At 68.6% G+C, this 15,570-nt stretch carries 18 protein-coding genes; 3 read left to right on the top strand and 15 right to left on the bottom strand.

What is annotated here, in order from left to right; translation table 11 throughout:
• Positions 1-89 precede the first annotated feature (89 nt).
• Positions 90-386 carry a DUF503 domain-containing protein gene (locus PQI66_RS11055; RefSeq protein ID WP_339998290.1) on the bottom strand — a complete coding sequence of 99 codons (297 nt, stop codon included), beginning with the start codon at positions 384-386 and terminating at the stop codon, positions 90-92.
• A gap of 148 nt (positions 387-534) precedes the next feature.
• Between PQI66_RS11055 and PQI66_RS11050 the strand changes: the two genes are divergently transcribed.
• Positions 535-1,800: a YkvI family membrane protein gene (locus tag PQI66_RS11050; protein WP_339998288.1), complete on the top strand. Its 1,266-nt coding sequence runs from the start codon at positions 535-537 to the stop codon at positions 1,798-1,800.
• Between the two features lie 35 nt (positions 1,801-1,835).
• On the opposite strand, the gene PQI66_RS11045 is transcribed toward PQI66_RS11050, so the two are convergent.
• On the bottom strand, positions 1,836-2,210 hold the full coding sequence (locus PQI66_RS11045; RefSeq protein WP_339998286.1) for a hypothetical protein: 375 nt from the start codon (positions 2,208-2,210) through the stop codon (positions 1,836-1,838).
• 264 nt (positions 2,211-2,474) lie between these two features.
• Here PQI66_RS11045 and PQI66_RS11040 point away from each other — a divergent pair, with 264 nt between their 5' ends.
• The gene (locus PQI66_RS11040; protein ID WP_339998284.1) at positions 2,475-3,101 is read left to right on the top strand and encodes a HEAT repeat domain-containing protein; all 627 of its coding nucleotides are present in this window, start codon (positions 2,475-2,477) and stop codon (positions 3,099-3,101) included.
• A gap of 11 nt (positions 3,102-3,112) precedes the next feature.
• The gene (locus PQI66_RS11035) at positions 3,113-4,141 is read left to right on the top strand and encodes a MerR family transcriptional regulator (protein WP_339998282.1); all 1,029 of its coding nucleotides are present in this window, start codon (positions 3,113-3,115) and stop codon (positions 4,139-4,141) included.
• Here the strand turns inward: PQI66_RS11035 and PQI66_RS11030 are convergent.
• The 13 genes from PQI66_RS11030 to ftsH form a co-directional block, all read right to left on the bottom strand.
• Positions 4,128-4,700 (bottom strand): GNAT family N-acetyltransferase, encoded by a 573-nt coding sequence (locus tag PQI66_RS11030; RefSeq protein WP_339998280.1) that lies wholly within the window; start codon positions 4,698-4,700, stop codon positions 4,128-4,130. The two genes, PQI66_RS11035 and PQI66_RS11030, sit on opposite strands and share 14 nt — an antisense overlap.
• Before the next feature lie 22 nt (positions 4,701-4,722).
• Positions 4,723-5,955 carry a globin domain-containing protein gene (locus PQI66_RS11025; RefSeq protein WP_339998307.1) on the bottom strand — a complete coding sequence of 411 codons (1,233 nt, stop codon included), beginning with the start codon at positions 5,953-5,955 and terminating at the stop codon, positions 4,723-4,725.
• A gap of 36 nt (positions 5,956-5,991) precedes the next feature.
• Positions 5,992-6,492, bottom strand: a complete 501-nt coding sequence (locus PQI66_RS11020) for an RrF2 family transcriptional regulator (RefSeq protein ID WP_339998278.1) — start codon at positions 6,490-6,492, stop codon at positions 5,992-5,994.
• 281 nt (positions 6,493-6,773) lie between these two features.
• Positions 6,774-7,187: an aspartate 1-decarboxylase gene (gene panD, locus PQI66_RS11015; protein WP_339998276.1), complete on the bottom strand. Its 414-nt coding sequence runs from the start codon at positions 7,185-7,187 to the stop codon at positions 6,774-6,776.
• 10 nt (positions 7,188-7,197) lie between these two features.
• Complete coding sequence (gene panC, locus PQI66_RS11010) at positions 7,198-8,130, bottom strand: pantoate--beta-alanine ligase (protein WP_339998274.1); 933 nt, start codon at positions 8,128-8,130, stop codon at positions 7,198-7,200.
• 102 nt (positions 8,131-8,232) lie between these two features.
• Positions 8,233-9,156: a Rossmann-like and DUF2520 domain-containing protein gene (locus PQI66_RS11005; RefSeq protein ID WP_339998273.1), complete on the bottom strand. Its 924-nt coding sequence runs from the start codon at positions 9,154-9,156 to the stop codon at positions 8,233-8,235.
• 36 nt (positions 9,157-9,192) lie between these two features.
• Complete coding sequence (locus PQI66_RS11000; RefSeq protein WP_339998271.1) at positions 9,193-10,230, bottom strand: DUF6779 domain-containing protein; 1,038 nt, start codon at positions 10,228-10,230, stop codon at positions 9,193-9,195.
• Positions 10,227-10,718: a DUF3180 domain-containing protein gene (locus tag PQI66_RS10995; RefSeq protein ID WP_339998269.1), complete on the bottom strand. Its 492-nt coding sequence runs from the start codon at positions 10,716-10,718 to the stop codon at positions 10,227-10,229. The genes PQI66_RS11000 and PQI66_RS10995 overlap by 4 nt, the downstream gene beginning before the upstream one ends.
• Entirely contained in the window at positions 10,715-11,272 is a 558-nt protein-coding gene (folK, locus tag PQI66_RS10990) for a 2-amino-4-hydroxy-6-hydroxymethyldihydropteridine diphosphokinase (protein WP_339998266.1), read from the bottom strand. The genes PQI66_RS10995 and folK overlap by 4 nt, the downstream gene beginning before the upstream one ends.
• Complete coding sequence (folB, locus tag PQI66_RS10985) at positions 11,269-11,649, bottom strand: dihydroneopterin aldolase (RefSeq protein WP_339998264.1); 381 nt, start codon at positions 11,647-11,649, stop codon at positions 11,269-11,271. Before folB ends, folK begins: the two co-directional genes overlap by 4 nt.
• A complete protein-coding gene (gene folP / locus PQI66_RS10980) occupies positions 11,642-12,484 on the bottom strand; it encodes a dihydropteroate synthase (protein WP_339998305.1) in 843 nt (280 codons plus the stop codon). Before folP ends, folB begins: the two co-directional genes overlap by 8 nt.
• 66 nt (positions 12,485-12,550) lie before the next feature.
• Positions 12,551-13,177, bottom strand: a complete 627-nt coding sequence (gene folE / locus PQI66_RS10975) for a GTP cyclohydrolase I FolE (RefSeq protein WP_339998304.1) — start codon at positions 13,175-13,177, stop codon at positions 12,551-12,553.
• A gap of 21 nt (positions 13,178-13,198) precedes the next feature.
• On the bottom strand, positions 13,199-15,559 hold the full coding sequence (gene ftsH, locus PQI66_RS10970) for an ATP-dependent zinc metalloprotease FtsH (protein WP_339998262.1): 2,361 nt from the start codon (positions 15,557-15,559) through the stop codon (positions 13,199-13,201).
• Between the last annotated feature and the right edge of the window lie 11 nt (positions 15,560-15,570).

Here is a 15,570-nt window from a genome sequence, read left to right as displayed (position 1 = left end):
ACCGGTGGTCTCCATGGCGCGTAAGAACGTCCCCCTCCGCATCGACCCGGCGACAGACTTATTCCGTCAGGGGTGGGCGTCCTCCCGTGTCAGAGATCCTCCGACGACAGGTAGCGCAGCTTCGCCGACAACACCTGGATCTCCGGGCGGGAGGCCACGAGCCGCTCCACCGCCTCCAGGATCTCCACGACGTGCTCCCGGTCTCCGCTGACCGCCGAGGCACCGATCCCCGTCCGACGGTGAAGGTCACGGTGGTCGACCTCCGCCACCGAGATGCCGAACTTCCGCTGGACTTCCGCGATCACCGGCCGGACCACGGAGCGTTTCTGTTTGAGGGAATGGACGTCTCCGAGGAGAACGTCGAGTTCAAGGGTTCCTATCCACATATGGCACGTCACCCTAGCGTACGCAGGGCGGAAGCAACAGGGGCCGGGGGCGATGCCCGGCGCAGGCCGTGGTTTTGCGGTACAGTCCAGCAGTCTACCGGCAGACGCCGACATGACGACACAGGACGACACAGGAGGAGCCGGACCGGTGAAGGAACAACTCAAGATATCGATGGCATTTCTCGGGCTCCTCGTCGGTGCCGGGTTCGCCACCGGGCTCGAGGTCATCCAGTACTTCGCCTCGTTCGGGATCAGCGGACTGTGGGGGGCGGCCCTCGCCGGTGTGGTCATGGCGATCGCCGGTGCGGTCATCCTGCAGCTCGGCAGTTACTTCCTGGCTGACGAGCACAAGGCCGTCTTCCGCAGTATCACCCACCCGGTCGTGTCGTGGACGCTCGACATCGTGGTCACCGTCACCCTGTTCTGCATCGGCTTCGTGATGCTCGCCGGTGCCGGGTCCAACCTGGAGCAGCAGTTCGGCCTGCCGACCTGGATCGGCTCGCTGATCATGACCGTCCTGGTGATGGTCACCGGTCTGCTGAACGTCGACAAGGTCAGCGACATCATCGGCGGTCTGACGCCGCTGCTGATCATCGCCGTGGTCATCGGCTTCGTCTACACCCTGTTCAATCTCCCGGACAGCTTCAGTGAGGTCAGCGACCTGGCGGTCCAGGAGGAGTCGCCGGTGAGCCCCTGGTGGCTGTCCGCGGTGAACTACAACGGGCTGGCGCTCCTGCTCGGCGTGTCGATGTCACTGGTCATCGGCGGCAACCATGCCAACATGCGTGCAGCCGGCCGGGGCGGCCTGCTCGGCGGCATCATCTACACCGTCCTGCTCGCGCTCGCGGTGTTCACTCTGCTGGCGAACATCGAGACGGTCGCCGGCGACGACGTCCCGATGCTGACCCTGTTCGACTCCATGCATCCGGCCATGGCCTACGTGATGGTGTTCATCATCTTCGCGATGATCTACAACACCGCCATCGGCATGTTCTACGCCCTGGGAAAGCGGGTGACGTCCTCGCGTCCCGCCTGGTACACGCCGGTGTTCCTGGGACTGTGCGCCGCGGGGTACGCGGTGAGCTTCGTCGGCTTCGACACCCTGATGACCTACGTCTACCCGGTTCTCGGCTACCTGGGCATGGCGATGGTGGCCCTGCTGGTCGGCTGGTGGCTCTACGCCCGCAAGCGCCTCACCGAGGAGAGCGGTCACCGCGACACCATCCGTGACCTCACCGAGCGCCGCGAGGACGACGGCGAGGACTTCGGCAGCGAGGACGAGTCCGAACTCTCCGATGAACTGGAAGCCTCCGACGCCGACACCGACGATCTCGGGGAGCAGGTCACCGCAGAAGTCACCGGCGAGACCGCCGACGGGGACGCCGACGAGGACCGGGGCGAGGACGGTCGCTGACCCTGCCTGGAGGCAGCGTCCCCGGCAGTGTCCCGTCAGATCACGGCGTTCGCCGGGACACACTCCTGTCTCCGCCCCCAGGCCGGGTACAGCAACCGTCGCTGCGACGCGACGGAGTCGAACTGCCCCCGTACGCACACCAGAGCAGAGTATTCAGGGATGACGAGCACCTCTCCCAGGATGGAGTCGCGGGAGAATGCGGCGACCTCGTCCAGGCTGTGGTTCCAGCCGAGTCTGGTCTCCCCGTCGATATCGGCCTCGAACCATCCTCCCCCGAGATCGGTGAGCACCACCGGAGTGAAGCGTTCGAGGTCTCCTGACGCCGGGTGAAGAACCTCGGCGACTTTCCGTGCCTGGATGTGGTGGACCTGGTGTCCCGGGTGAAACAGTCGGCATTGCGGATGGCGCATGATGCTCCTGGTGTTCGCGTTTCCCCGTCACGTCATCGGTGCGTGACGGGGCCGATCGTCCTCCGGGGGCACCGGTGTCCGCGACACGGTTGCCAGTCATCCGCTCCGGCCGGGGTCCGGGTGGCCGCCGCCTCCCGGAAGGAGCACTGCGACCACGTGATGAGCTTCTTGATCGTGGTCCTGAGCCTAACACATCGACAGACCGAGCTGTCTGTTTATTTTCACGGTTGACCCTGACACAGTGTCAGGGTGTGCACTGTGGTCATGAACCTCACCAGCACAGACCCCTCCACCCGCCTCCGCGCCGCACTGGACGCAGGCACCACCCCTGACCCGACGGACACCACGACCGTCCACGCGTTGCTCGCCCGGTGTGCGGTGGAACCGGATTTCTTCGTCCGCGACATGCTGACCTGGGCGCTCACCCGGTACCCTGCGTCGCTCACCCTGCCACCGCTACTCGGCGAGTTACGCTCGCCCACTCCGCAGGCACGCTCGCAGGCCCTGCACACTCTCTCCAAGATCGGAGACCGCTCCGCGTACCCGCACATCACCGATGAGCTGCTCAGCGACGCCGACGACGAGGTCGCCCGTACCGCCTGGCGAACCGCTGTCGGCCTCGTGCCACGCCACGACGAACAGCGCCTCGCGACCCGTCTCAGCGGGCAACTCGGTCGAGGCCCCCGGGAACTGCGGCGCAGCCTCTCCCGGGCGTACCTCCGGCTCGCGGAGGCCGGCCGACCGACACTCGAGACCACGGAAGGCAGCGCCGACACCGCCTCCGCTTCGCGTGCCCACGCAGCGGCCACCCTGATCCTCCTCGACGACCCCGACTACGGTTTCGACGCCGCCGAGTACGCAGTCGCCACCCGGAGCAACGGCACAGATTAGGATCGGAGAACATGCTCATCGGAGAGGTGTCGCGCAGGTCAGGGATCAGCGTCCGGATGCTGCGCCACTACGACTCCCGGGGCCTGGTCTCACCGTCGCACCGCACCGGCGCCGGGTACCGGGAGTACTCCCGTGGTGACCTCACCCGGCTGATGAAGGTCGAGTCCCTCCGCTCCCTGGGCATGGGCATCGCCGACGTCCGCGCCGCACTCGACGACCCGGGCCTGGACGTCGCCGCCGTGCTCGACCGGTTACGCGAGGAGACCCGCGGGCGCATCCGGGCCGAACAGGCACTCCTCGGTCAGCTGGACTCGCTCCGCGACCGCGCCGGCACCGTGCCGGACAGTTGGGACGACGTCCTGGCCGTCACCTCGTTGCTCGCCGCGCTACGGTCGCCGTACCCTGCCGAGCGGCAGACCGCCGCCCTGCGCACACCACCCGGCCGGGCGACGGCAGCGCTCGTCGCGTCCTACCTGGACGAGACCGATCCGAACGTCGCCGGCACGCTGCGCTGGTCACTGACACAGGCCGGGGAAGACGCCGTCCCCGCCCTGACGGCCCGCATGGCCTCCGCAGACGCAGCGACGCGCCTCCGGATCGCCGAAGCCCTCGGCACCATCACCGGGCACACCGCCACGGCCGCCCTGACGACCCTGTCCGACGACGAGGAACAGGCCGTCCGCTCCCGCGCCGTCCTGTCCCTCGCCCACCGGGTGACCGGCGTGGAACTCCCGGAGGGACCGGCCGATCTCACTGCCCGACTGGTGGCCATGGTCATCGACGGTGACCACGACGTCGACGCCGCCGACGCCCTGGCCCGTCTGTGTCACCGGAACCCTTCCGCGGAGAAAGCCGTCGTGACCCGACTGACCTCTGCCGGTCAGGCAGCGTCCCCGGACGCCCGCCTGCGTACCGTCCAGGCTCTCGCCGAACTCTCCGTCGGACGTCCCGACGGGCCTGCCGGCGCGGCACTGACGACGTTCACCGCCGACCCCGACCGCACCGTGGCACTGACCGCCCAGGCTCTCACTCGTCGGTGACGAGCCTGGCGAAGGTGTCCAGGTCGTTGAACCTCCCCCGCAGGATCTCGGCGTCGCGGGCGGTCCCCTCGTGGATGAAACCGGCGTGACGCGCCACCGCACAGGACGCCACGTTCTCCGGGTTCGCCCTGATCTGCACCCGGTGCACCCGGTAGTCGAAGAGGAACTCGGTGACCGTGCGCACCACCGCCGTCATCAGACCACGCCCCCTGAGGTGAGGCGCGGTGGTGTAGCCGAGCTCCACGCACCGCGCCTCGCGGCTGACCAGACGTACCTCGAATGTTCCCCCGAACTGTCCCGGCGCGTCCGGGTCGTCGACGATCCACAGCATCGCCACCGGCGATCGCGCCATCGTGCGCAGAAACGCCTCGGCGTCGCCACGGGAGTAGTCCTCCTCGAGGTGGGTGAACCGTCGCGAGTCAGCGTGCCGGCTAGACGTCACCAGGCCCGGCAGATCACTGTTGACCGGTGCGCGCAGGCGCAACACCCCGTCACCGAACTCCCCCACGATGTCGGCGGACGGCAACGGCCAGCTCAACGGCGCGGCAGGATCGGTCATACCGACAGAGACTACTCCCCGACTACTCCCCCAGCAGCCAGTCGTTCGGGCTGAAGAGCTCGACATGCACCGCGGCAGGGCGGAGAACCGTAGCCCCGGCCTCGAGTTGCGCCCGGATATCCTGCAGGAACCCGTTGCCCCCGCACAAGTACCAGGCAGCTCCCACCGGGACCACGGAGTCTGCGGCGAGCGCGGTGAGGTCCACCGTCTCCCCCTCCCCACGGTAGGACGTCACAGCGTGCACCGTCGCGCCAGCATCGCGCAGAGCCGCGAGGTAGCCCTCCGTCACATCGAGCTGGGCGTAGGACGCCGCAGTCTCGTCGGCATGGATGACGGTCACCGTCGGAGACGCCCCCGCGGCGACCAGCGACGAGAGCATCCCCGTCATCGGTGTCGACCCGATACCCGAACTGACCAGCACCACCGGAGTCTCACCGGCGACGACCCCCTCGTCAAGCACCAGGTCGCCGGCGGGCAGGGTGGCATCCACCCGGTCACCGACGGTGAGACCGTCCAGCAACGCCGCAGACACCTCCCCGTCGCGCTGGACGGCGACGCTGAACCCCTCAGAGTCCCAGTCGACCAGAGAATACTGACGGAGCTGGCGTGCACCGTCGGACAACACCACGCCGATCGACACGTACTGGCCTGCACGTGCGTGGACGAACTCGTCGGGGGCGGCGAACGTGAACTCGGTGACCGTGTCCGAAAGGTCACGACGGTCCCTCAGGACAGCGTCGCGAAAAACATCACCCGGTTCCACCCCGGCCGCACGGTACAACTCCGACTCCGCACCGATGAGCGTCTCGGCCATCAGCCGGTAGACCTCGTTCCAGGCGTCGGCGACCTCCGGGGTAACCACCTCACCGAGGACCTCGACGATGGCGGCGAACAGGTGATCATGCACGATCTGGTACTGGTCGGCGGTGATCCCGAGAGAGACGTGCTTGTGCGCGATCCGTGACAACATCGCCACCGGGTCCGGTGCCGTCGGGTCGACGAGCATCGAGGCGAAGGTCGCCACCGACGCCGCCAGCGCCTTCTGCTGGCCTCCTGATCGCTGGTTCCCGCGGTTGAAGGTGTCCCGGATCAGCTCAGGGTGCTCCGCGAACATCCGGTTGTAGAAGACCGGTGTGATCTCGGTGATGTGTGCCCCGATGACCGGCAGTGTGGCTTTCACGGTCGCCTCATGCTCGGAGGTGAGGTGGCTGGACCGGACGGAATCGGACAATACCGGGGTGGCGGTGGTGGACATCATGCTTCCTTACTCGTCAGTGCTCGTCAGTGCTCGTCAGTGTTGTGGTTGCTGTGTGGGCGGCGCGGGCAGTGTCGGCAGTCCGACGCTCACCGGCCCCGCAGCTTGCGCGGCGTCGTTACGGTCGATGAGGTCGCCCACCGTGGTGCCGTCGAAGGTCGAGAAGAAGTTCGCCTGCGCCTCGGCGAGCAGATGGCGGAGTGAGCAGTCGCGACGGGCCAGGGGACAGGGGGTGTCGCCCTCACAGTCCACCACCTCGTGGCGCCCCTCCAGATCACGCAGGAGCGAGCCCACGTCCACGGTCCGGGCACCGTCCGCCAGGTACACCCCACCACTGCGTCCCCGGACTGATCCGAGGATCCCTGCGCCGGTCAGCGTGGCGACGACCTTCTTCACGTGTGACGCCGGTGCCGCGGTCTGGACGGCGAGCTCGCCGATGGTGCGCCGCTGCGCCGGGTCGGCCGCGCCGGCTACCCCGGTGTCACCGAGGATCATCAGCGACCGGAGCCCCAGGTCAGTGAACTTCGTGAGGTGCATACGCCCCACGGTAGGCCCGCACGGGGCCAAAGGTACATCTGAGATGCCCCATAAAAGAATCGTCCGGACGCAGGTCAGGGTGCATTTACCATGTGCGGAACGGCGTATACGCCTCGCTGGACCGCAGAAGATTGATCTCCGTCACATTTTCAGCCGGTTGCCGTTCCGGCGGCTTTTCCTGCGCCCCTCCCCGACGCCGGGGCAGCTACGCCAGGGCGGTGCCGGCGGCCAGAAACACCCCCACGTGGCTGTCCCAGCCGTACACCCCCGGCGTGGACACCCTACGCCGGGTACCGCGGGTTCATCAGCCCGGAGCCGACCGGCACGTCCGCCGGATCGTCGCTCAGGGTGACCTGCTCGTTGGCGTCGTCGACGAAGACGACCCGGGGGTTGTAGTCCTTGAGTTCCTCGGCGGTGTACTGACCATAGGCGATGATGATCACCAGATCACCGGGGTGGACCAGGTGCGCGGCGGCGCCGTTGATCGAGATCATGCCGGTACCGCGCTCGCCGGTGATGGCGTAGGTGGTCAGCCGGGCGCCGTTGTCGATGTCGACGACGTCGATCTGCTCACCCTCGAGCAGGTCGGCGGCCTCCATCAGGTCGGCGTCGATGGTGCAGGAGCCGACGTAGTGCAGGTCGGCCTGGGTGACGGTCGCCCGATGGATCTTGGACTTCATCATGGTGCGGATCACGTGGAAAACCCTACTCCTTCACCGGTGCGGTCGCCGGATCTTCGGATTCTCCGCTCCCACCGTCGCCGCCCATGTTGCGGAACCCGATGCCCACCGGCACGCCCACGTTGTCGATCAGGCGGGTCGACCCGACCCGAGCGGCGACGAGCAGCCGGGCGTCGCCCTTGTCCGGTGCGTCACCGAGGTCGAGACCCCGGAGTTCGAGGTAGTCGACCTCCAGGCCCGGGGCGGTGTCCAGCACCTGACGGGCGGTGTCCAGGACGGCCTGTGCACCGTCTTCGGCGACATGGGCACCGGCCAGCAACGCCGCCGACAGCGACAACGCCAGCCCGCGCTCCTCCTCGGACAGGTAGATGTTGCGCGAGGACTTGGCCAGACCGTCCGCCTCACGCACCACGGGCACGCCGTGGACCTGGACCCCGAGGTTGAGGTCGGTGACCATCTGCTGGATGAGCACGAGCTGCTGGTAGTCCTTCTCCCCGAAGAACGCGTGGCTGCAGTGGGTGATCTGGAAGAGTTTCGAGACCACGGTCAGCACCCCGGCGAAGTGGGTGGGCCGCTTCTCCCCCTCCAGGACGGCACCGGCAGGGCCGGGGAGCACGGTACTGCGCGGACCGTTGGGGTACATCTCCCGCGGGCTGGGGGCGAAGACGACGTCCACCCCGACGGCGGCGAGCTTCTCGACGTCCGCCTCCAGCGTGCGCGGGTAGGCGTCGAGGTCCTCACCCTCGGCGAACTGCAGGGGGTTGACGAAGACGGAGACCACCACCAGCGCCCGCGGCAGCTGCTGCGCGGCACGGACCAGCGCCAGGTGCCCCTCGTGCAGGGCGCCCATGGTGGGGACGAGGACGACGGGACGTCCGGCCTTGCGCATGGCGCGGGTGAGCTCACCGATACTGTCGATCTCGGTGTAGACGGTGGCCTGACCCGGGGTGAAACTCACCGGTGGTTCTCCTGACAGGTGTGACGACATAAGAATCTGGAACGCTAAGCCACGATAGTCGCCCGACCCCGCCAAACCCCATTCAGGTCTGGTGAGGTCCGCTCAGCTCTCGTCAAGTGCCCGCTCCACGTTCAGCGCCCCCACCGCACGGGCGGTGCGCTCGGCCGCCTGCCGGTAGGACGCCACGAGGTCCGGGCCCGCCGTCGGAGCACCGAGTTCGCGCAGGGCGGCCAGGTGTCGCATCACCGTGGTGGCGTCGTCCCTGGAGGTCGGCCCGGTCAACGCCCCCATCCTGCCGTTCAGCGCCCCGTCGACCGCGGCGGGCAGGATCCTGCGCAGCACCAGAGCCGACCGGGAGTCCTCCTCGCCGGGGCCGTGGGCACCGAGTGCGCGGTCGAGCATGCACAGTGCCTCGACCACCTGGGTGACCAGGTGGTTCGCCCCGTGTGCCAGGGCGGCGTGGTAGACGGTGCGCTGGTCTTCGGCGACCGGGACCGCCACCCCGCCCATCGAGGTGACGAGCAGGTCTGCGACGGCCGCACCCGTCTCGGAGTCACTGGTCACACCCCAGGCACAGCCCGCCAGGTTGTCGGAGTCCTCACTCCGGTCCAGGAAGGTCATCGCCGGGTGCAGCGCCAACGGCAGGGCCCCGGTGTCGGTGACCGGTTGCAGCACCTCGCATCCGAGGGCACCGGCGGTGTGCACGACGATCTGTCCGGAGCGCACCACCTGTGCCACGCGGGCGACGACCTCCGGGAGCTCCGGGTCGGGGACGGCGAGGACCACCAGGGCGGCCTGGGCGACAGCACCGATCCCGTCGGGCCCGTCGGTACCGTCGTAGACCCGGACGCCGGGCAGACGCGTGCGTACCCGCGTGCGGGAGCGTTCCGACCGGGCGACGATGCCGTGGACATGGTGGCCGACCTGCAGCAGACGTTCGGCGACGGCCGTGCCGACGGCACCGCCGGAAATGACACCGACCGACAGGCGTGGTTCCTGTCGGTCGGCAGCTGGTGTGGCATTCACGGGGACTGAGTCTACCCGGTGTCGTCCACCCGGTGTCTAGCGTGCGTTCTTCTTCATCTGTGCCATCAGTTCGGCGACGGTGACGCCCTGGTCACTCTCGTCGGCACGGCGGCGACCGTGCGGCTCGGGTTCCTCGGCCCGCCGACGACGCCCCGGTGCCGACTGAGGGGGCACGTCAGCAACCTGCTCCGACGACTGCTCGGGGGCCGGCGCCGGGGTCGGTTCAGGCGCCGGCTCCGCGGCCGGTGCCGGACTCTGCTGCCCTGACCAGCGCGGCCGACTCCCCGCCGGCTCGGACGTGGCAGCCGTGGCAGCCGTGTCGGTGGCGGCAGCCGAATCGGACGAGTTCCCCGCAGCGGGGGTGTCCATCGACCGGGTGTCGACGACCATCGGGATCTGGGTGGTCTCCTCACTGTCGGCGCCCGACCACCGGACGGCGGCGAAGGTGCCGGTGGAGAATCCGCCGCGACGGCCACCGGACCGGTTCTGGTCCGACGGGGCCGCCGTCTCCGCGGCAGCGGCCTTCCCGGCACCCTCGTCCTTCGCACCCGCGCGGGAGACGTTGCGCTCCAGCTCGATGATGCGCTCGGCCCGGGCCTTCAGTGACACCTGCTCGCCGTTCCAGTCGGTACCCGACAGGTCGGCCAGCTGCTCCCGCATCGCCTCGAGCTCCTTGCGGATGGCGTCGAGGGTCTTGTCGTGGTCGCTGCCGAGCCGGCTGCGGTAGTCGTTCTCCAGCTGGACCTCCCGGCGCTGGGACTCCGAGCGCTCACGGTCGATCTCCGCACGGTGCCGGCGCTCCTGTTCCTGGCGTCGGCTCCGCTCCTCACCGATCACCCCGGAGTAACGCGACACCAGGATCGCCCCGAAGAACGCCGCCCACAACGACGTGATGACCGCGACGTTCAGCCACACCTCCGAGTCGACGAAGAACATGATGACCGTCGCCGCGAGAGCAAGGACGAACACCAGGTACATCAGCAGCTTCAGCCCGTTTCCGGGCGTGGTGGCGGCGCTCCGGCTCGACGGATCAGGAAGCCGGTGCGAATCGTCGGGCGAATACGCGGAACTCATGGCGTCAAGAATACATCGCCGCGTCCCTCATCACCGTCGGCATCGCCGGGAGGGACCAGACAACTTCGTTCCAGCAGGACACCGGCCACCGCCATCGCCGTCGCGGCCAGCAGTGACGTCACAGCCCCGGGGGTGTCCTGCTGGGCGGCGAGCAGGTCGCCGTGCCGCAGCAGGACGTACACCGTCACCCCGGCGTAGAAGCCGCCCGCCAGTGCGCCGATCCACGCCGCAGCCTTGCCGAACACCGCGCAGCGGGAGATGAACACCGGCGACATCTGGGAGCGGTCCTGGCCGACCTCACCGTCGGCGATCCGACGACGGACGGTCACGGCCAGCACCCCCGCCACCACGGCGAACACCCACAACGCCACGGATCCGCCGACACTCATCGGCGGGAAACTGCCGTAGAAGACCCACACCGCGGCGAAGGACACGACACCGGCGGCCACCGCCGAGGTCACGAGCAGCCCGACACTGGTCTGGTTCATGGGGCCCATCGTACGTCGGGCAACGGCCGGATTCCCCCGACGCTGCCGGAGTCCCCTGCCTCCGGCCCCTCACACGCCGCCAGCCATTCGCGCACGGGACGACCGTCCAGCACGGCGTGCGGGTCGGCGTCCAGCCACGGCACCAGGACGAACGCCCGCTGGTGCGCCCACGGGTGCGGCAGCACGAGCTCCTCGCCCCACCGGCCGTCGCTGCGGATCCCGGCGTAGTCGATGATGTCGATGTCCAGGGTGCGTGGCCCCCAGTGCCGCGACCGGACACGCCGCGCGTCCTGCTCCAGGTCCTGGCACCGGTGCAGCAGGCCCAGCGGGTCGAGGGTCGTACGCACGGTGAGCACGCAGTTGCGGAACTCGTCCTGGTCGGTGACCCCCCACGGCGGGGTGGCGAACATGGCGCTGGCGTGCACCGGTACGACACCGTCGGTGGCGGCGAGCGCCTCGGCGGCGCGACGGATCTGCTCCTCCGGCCCCGACAACGCACCCGGGAGGTTCGAGCCGAAGGCCAGGACGGCCGGTACGGCGGCGTCGGTCGTCATGTCCTCGCCCCCGGTGTCTTGCGTGACCGGCGTGCGATCACCCGCACATCCGAGAACGGGTGGTGGATCGGCGCATCCGGCTTGTGCACGGTGACCTCCACGGCGAGCACACCCTCGACGACGTTGATGCGGTCGGCGATCGTGGCGGAGACCGTCTCGATCAGGTCCATGCTCGGTCCGGAGACGATGCCCACCGCGATGTCGGCGAGGTCGACGTAGGAGATGGTCCGGGAGATGTCGTCGTCGGCGACGGCGTCGCTGAAGTCGGTCCAGACCACCAGGTCGACGATGAACTTCTGCCCCTGCTCCTTCTCGAAGTCGTAGACACCGTGGTAGCCGTAGGCCTCCAGGCCGGTCAGTTCAATGCGGTCAGCCACGACGGGCCCTCCATCCTTCCGGTAGCGCCGGCCCACGCCCGCTGGCCACGGACCGTGCGACGTCGACGGCGGCGCGGTTCGCGGCGACGGCGTGGACGCGGACCGCCCATGCGCCGGACGCGGCGGCGAGGGCGCTCACCGCCGCCGTCGCGTCGTCGGCTGATTCTGGTGTGCCCGGCGAACCGTCCGGCCCCGGGCGCAGCGCGGTGAGGAACCTCTTCCTGCTCGCACCGATGAGCACACGGTATCCCAGGGACAGGTAGGAGTGCATACCCGACAGCAGGGCCCAGTTGTCGTCGGCGTCCTTGGCGAAGCCCAGACCCGGATCCAGGATGATCCGGTCGGGGCCGATGCCGGCGGACTCCGCCCTCGACGCCAGGGAGGTCAGGACCTCGGAGACGTCGGCGACGATGTCCTCGCCGTGGTCGGCCCGTCCCGACGCCGACTCGAACCGCTCGGCGCGCCAGTGCATCAGGCAGTAGTCCGCCTGCGAGTCTGCGACCGTCCGGTACATGTGCGCGTCGGCGAGCCCCCCGGAGACGTCGTTGACGATGTCCACACCCGCCGCGATCGCCGCCGCCGCCGTCGAGGCACGCATCGTGTCGACACTGGTGGTGATGCCCTCGGCGTGCAGTGCGCGGATGACGGGGACGACGCGCTGCGCCTCGAGCTCCGCCGGGACCCGCGTGGCACCGGGCCGGGTGGACTCGCCGCCGACGTCGACGATGTCGGCACCGGCGGCGACCATCGCCCTGGCGTGGGCGAGCGCCCGGTCGGTCGTCGTCCACTCCCCCCCGTCCGAGAACGAGTCGTCGGTGACGTTGAGGATCCCCATCACGGCGGTCGTGGGCCGGGGCTCAGTGTCCGTCACTGCCCACCGCTGTCCGTCAACCACTGTCCGTCAGTGCCCACGGATGAGGCTGAGCGCCTCGGCCCGCGAGCGTGCGTCCTGACGGAAACCACCGCGCACCGCCGAGGTGACGGTCGAGGCGCCCGGCTTGCGGACCCCCCTCATCGCCATGCACAGGTGCTCCGCCTCGATGACGACGATCACGGCGTGCGCCTGGAGCCTCTCGGAGACCGCGTCGGCGATCTGGCTGGTCAGACGTTCCTGGACCTGTGGCCGCTTGGCGAAGCCGTCCGCCAGACGGGCCAGTTTCGACAGTCCGGTGACCGTACCGGACTCGCCGGGAATGTAGCCGATGTGCGCGTGCCCGTAGAACGGCACGAGGTGGTGCTCGCAGGTCGAGTAGATCGGGATGTCCTTGACCAGGACGAGTTCACGGTGCTCCTCGTTGAAGGTCTTGGACAGCACCTCCGCCGGGTCGTCGTAGAGTCCGGCGAATGACTCGCGGTAGGCGCGGGCGACCCGGGCCGGGGTCTCCAGCAGTCCCTCCCGGTCCGGGTCCTCACCCACGGCGAGGAGGAGTTCCCGCACGGCGGCCTCCGCACGGGCCTGGTCGAAGACCCTGCCGGTACCTGAGCCGGTCTCTGGGCCGGTGCCCCGGCCGTCGTTGCTGTCGGTCACAGAGTCGGTCACGGTGTCAGATCAGTCTTTCTCGTCGGAATCGTCGCGGCGGTGATGGCGGCCACCGTCATTCTGGTCGCTGTCCTGAGCCCTCAGGTTACGCGTCGGTGCGTCGTCGCTCGTCCACGGGTTGTCGGGTTGTTCACTCTCCGGCAGCTGGAAACCCCGCAGCGGTGCGTCGCCGGAGCCGTCGGGTCCTCCGGAGGTGCCTGAGCCGCCGTAGCTGCGTTCCCCGGGGTGCCGTCCCGCCGTGGATTCCCCGGGGTTCACCCGGTCCTGACCGCCCCACAGGTGGTCGGGGTGGGACTGCCCGCTCCATCGTCCCGGCGTGTGCGGTGCCGCAGGCCCGTCCTGTTTCTTCTCCAGCTCGTCGGCCTGCTGGCGACGACGTCGTTCGATGCGGGCCTTGCGGGCCTCGGAGAAGAAGTCATTGCGGACCGGAAGCTCCTCCCCACGCTCGCGGGCCAGTTCGGTGGGGGTCTTCACCGGCTCGCGGAAGTCCTTCGGGTGGTCGAGGTCCTGGTTCGGGAAGATGTCGCTGACCTCCACCGGCTCCATGTCCTCGAAGATCGCCTCCAGGTCGGGACGACGCAGCGTCTCCTTCTCCAGCAGCTTCTCGGCGAGCCGGTCAAGGTAGTCGCGGTTGTCGCGCAGGATGCGGTAGGCCACACCGTGGGCCTTCTCGATGAGCATGCGGACCTGCTCGTCGATCGTCGCAGCGACGGCGGGCGAGTACTCCAGGGCCCCCTGGCCGCCCCTCCCGACGAAGGGGTCGCCCTGTTCCTCGCCGTACTTCACTGCGCCGAGTTCCGGACTCATGCCGTACTCGGTGACCATCGACCGGGCGATCTTCGTCGCCTGCTCGATGTCGGCGGAGGCACCGGTCGTCGGCGAACCGAAGACCAGTTCCTCAGCCGAGCGTCCACCCATGGCGAAGACCAGGCGGGCGAAGAGCTCCGACCGGTTGTACATGCCCTTGTCGTCCTCCGGCACGGCCATGGCGTGACCTCCGGTACGGCCCCGGGCGAGGATGGTGACCTTGTAGACCCGCTCGATGTCCTTGATGCCCCAGGCGGCGAGGGTGTGGCCGCCCTCGTGGTACGCGGTGACCTTCTTCTCGTGCTCCGAGATGATCTTGGTGCTACGGCGCGGACCACCGATGACCCGGTCGGTCGCCTCCTCGAGCGCGTCCCCGGTGATGACGTTGCCGTCGACGCGGGCGGTCAGCAGCGCCGCCTCGTTGAGGACGTTGGCCAGGTCCGCACCCGACATACCCACCGTGCGCTTGGCCAGGGAGTTCAGGTCCACGTCCGGCGCCAGCGGCTTGCCCTCGGAGTGCACCCGCAGGATCTGCTCACGCCCGGCGATGTCGGGGTTGGACACCGGGATCTGGCGGTCGAAACGGCCCGGACGCAGCAACGCCGGATCCAGGATGTCCGGACGGTTCGTCGCGGCCATCAGGATGACGTTCTCACGGTCGCTGAACCCGTCCATCTCCACCAGCAGCTGGTTGAGGGTCTGTTCACGCTCGTCGTGACCGCCACCCATACCGGCGCCGCGCTGGCGTCCGACGGCGTCGATCTCGTCGACGAAGATGATGCAGGGGCTGTTCTCCTTGGCGGTCTTGAACAGGTCGCGCACGCGGGACGCACCGACACCGACGAACATCTCCACGAAGTCCGACCCGGAGATCGTGTAGAACGGCACGCCCGCCTCGCCGGCGACCGCACGTGCCAGCAGCGTCTTACCCGTACCGGGAGGACCGTAGAGCAGGACGCCCCGGGGGATCTTCGCGCCGAGGTGCTCGTAACGCTCCGGGTTCTGGAGGAAGTCACGGATCTCGTCGAGTTCCTCGACAGCCTCGTCCGCACCGGCGACATTGTCGAAGGTGGTGTCGGGGTTGTCGACGTTGAGTTCCTTGGCCTTCGACTTGCCGATGTTGAACGCACCACCCGGCCCACCCTGCATCCGGGTGAGGAAGAACAGCAGCAGTCCGCCGATCAGCAGGATCGGCAGCAGCATCACCAGCAGGGAGCCGAGCATGCTGTCCTGGGTGACGTGCGTGCTGTAGCTGTCGGCGTCCGAGGCCTCGACCCGATCGAAGACGGTGTCGGCGGCCCTCGCGGGGTACTGCGCGGTGATCTGGTCGATCCCGTCCTTGCCGTCAACGCTGATGTCGTTGCGCAGCGTCATCTGCAACTGCTGTTCGCGGTCGTTGATCTGCACCTCGGCGACGTTGTTGTCGTCGAACTGCTTCATGGCCACCGACGTGTCGACGTCGTCGTAGCCGCGGGTGGAGTCGGTGAGGACACCGAAGGCGTAGATGACGACGAGAACCGCGGCGACGATGGCGGCGATCCTCAGAACCCTCTTCTTGTTCATAGTCCCACTAG

Source organism: Corynebacterium sp. USCH3, from assembly GCF_037619475.1.
Classification (GTDB): Bacteria; Actinomycetota; Actinomycetes; order Mycobacteriales; family Mycobacteriaceae; genus Corynebacterium.
The sequence above is the reverse complement of the archived record's forward strand: the minus strand, read 5'-3'. Positions and strand labels throughout refer to the sequence as shown.

Bases quoted from the DNA above. Each gene is read 5' to 3' on its own strand.
- PQI66_RS11055 (WP_339998290.1), bottom strand. From the start codon at position 386: ATGTGGATAGGAACCCTTGAACTCGACGTTCTCCTCGGAGACGTCCAT.
- PQI66_RS11045 (WP_339998286.1), bottom strand. From the start codon at position 2,210: ATGCGCCATCCGCAATGCCGACTGTTTCACCCGGGACACCAGGTCCAC.
- PQI66_RS11040 (WP_339998284.1), top strand. From the start codon at position 2,475: ATGAACCTCACCAGCACAGACCCCTCCACCCGCCTCCGCGCCGCACTG.
- PQI66_RS11035 (WP_339998282.1), top strand. From the start codon at position 3,113: ATGCTCATCGGAGAGGTGTCGCGCAGGTCAGGGATCAGCGTCCGGATG.
- PQI66_RS11030 (WP_339998280.1), bottom strand. From the start codon at position 4,700: ATGACCGATCCTGCCGCGCCGTTGAGCTGGCCGTTGCCGTCCGCCGAC.
- PQI66_RS11025 (WP_339998307.1), bottom strand. From the start codon at position 5,955: ATGTCCACCACCGCCACCCCGGTATTGTCCGATTCCGTCCGGTCCAGC.
- PQI66_RS11020 (WP_339998278.1), bottom strand. From the start codon at position 6,492: ATGCACCTCACGAAGTTCACTGACCTGGGGCTCCGGTCGCTGATGATC.
- PQI66_RS11000 (WP_339998271.1), bottom strand. From the start codon at position 10,230: ATGAGTTCCGCGTATTCGCCCGACGATTCGCACCGGCTTCCTGATCCG.
- PQI66_RS10995 (WP_339998269.1), bottom strand. From the start codon at position 10,718: ATGAACCAGACCAGTGTCGGGCTGCTCGTGACCTCGGCGGTGGCCGCC.
- folK (WP_339998266.1), bottom strand. From the start codon at position 11,272: ATGACGACCGACGCCGCCGTACCGGCCGTCCTGGCCTTCGGCTCGAAC.
- folP (WP_339998305.1), bottom strand. From the start codon at position 12,484: ATGGGGATCCTCAACGTCACCGACGACTCGTTCTCGGACGGGGGGGAG.
- ftsH (WP_339998262.1), bottom strand. From the start codon at position 15,559: ATGAACAAGAAGAGGGTTCTGAGGATCGCCGCCATCGTCGCCGCGGTT.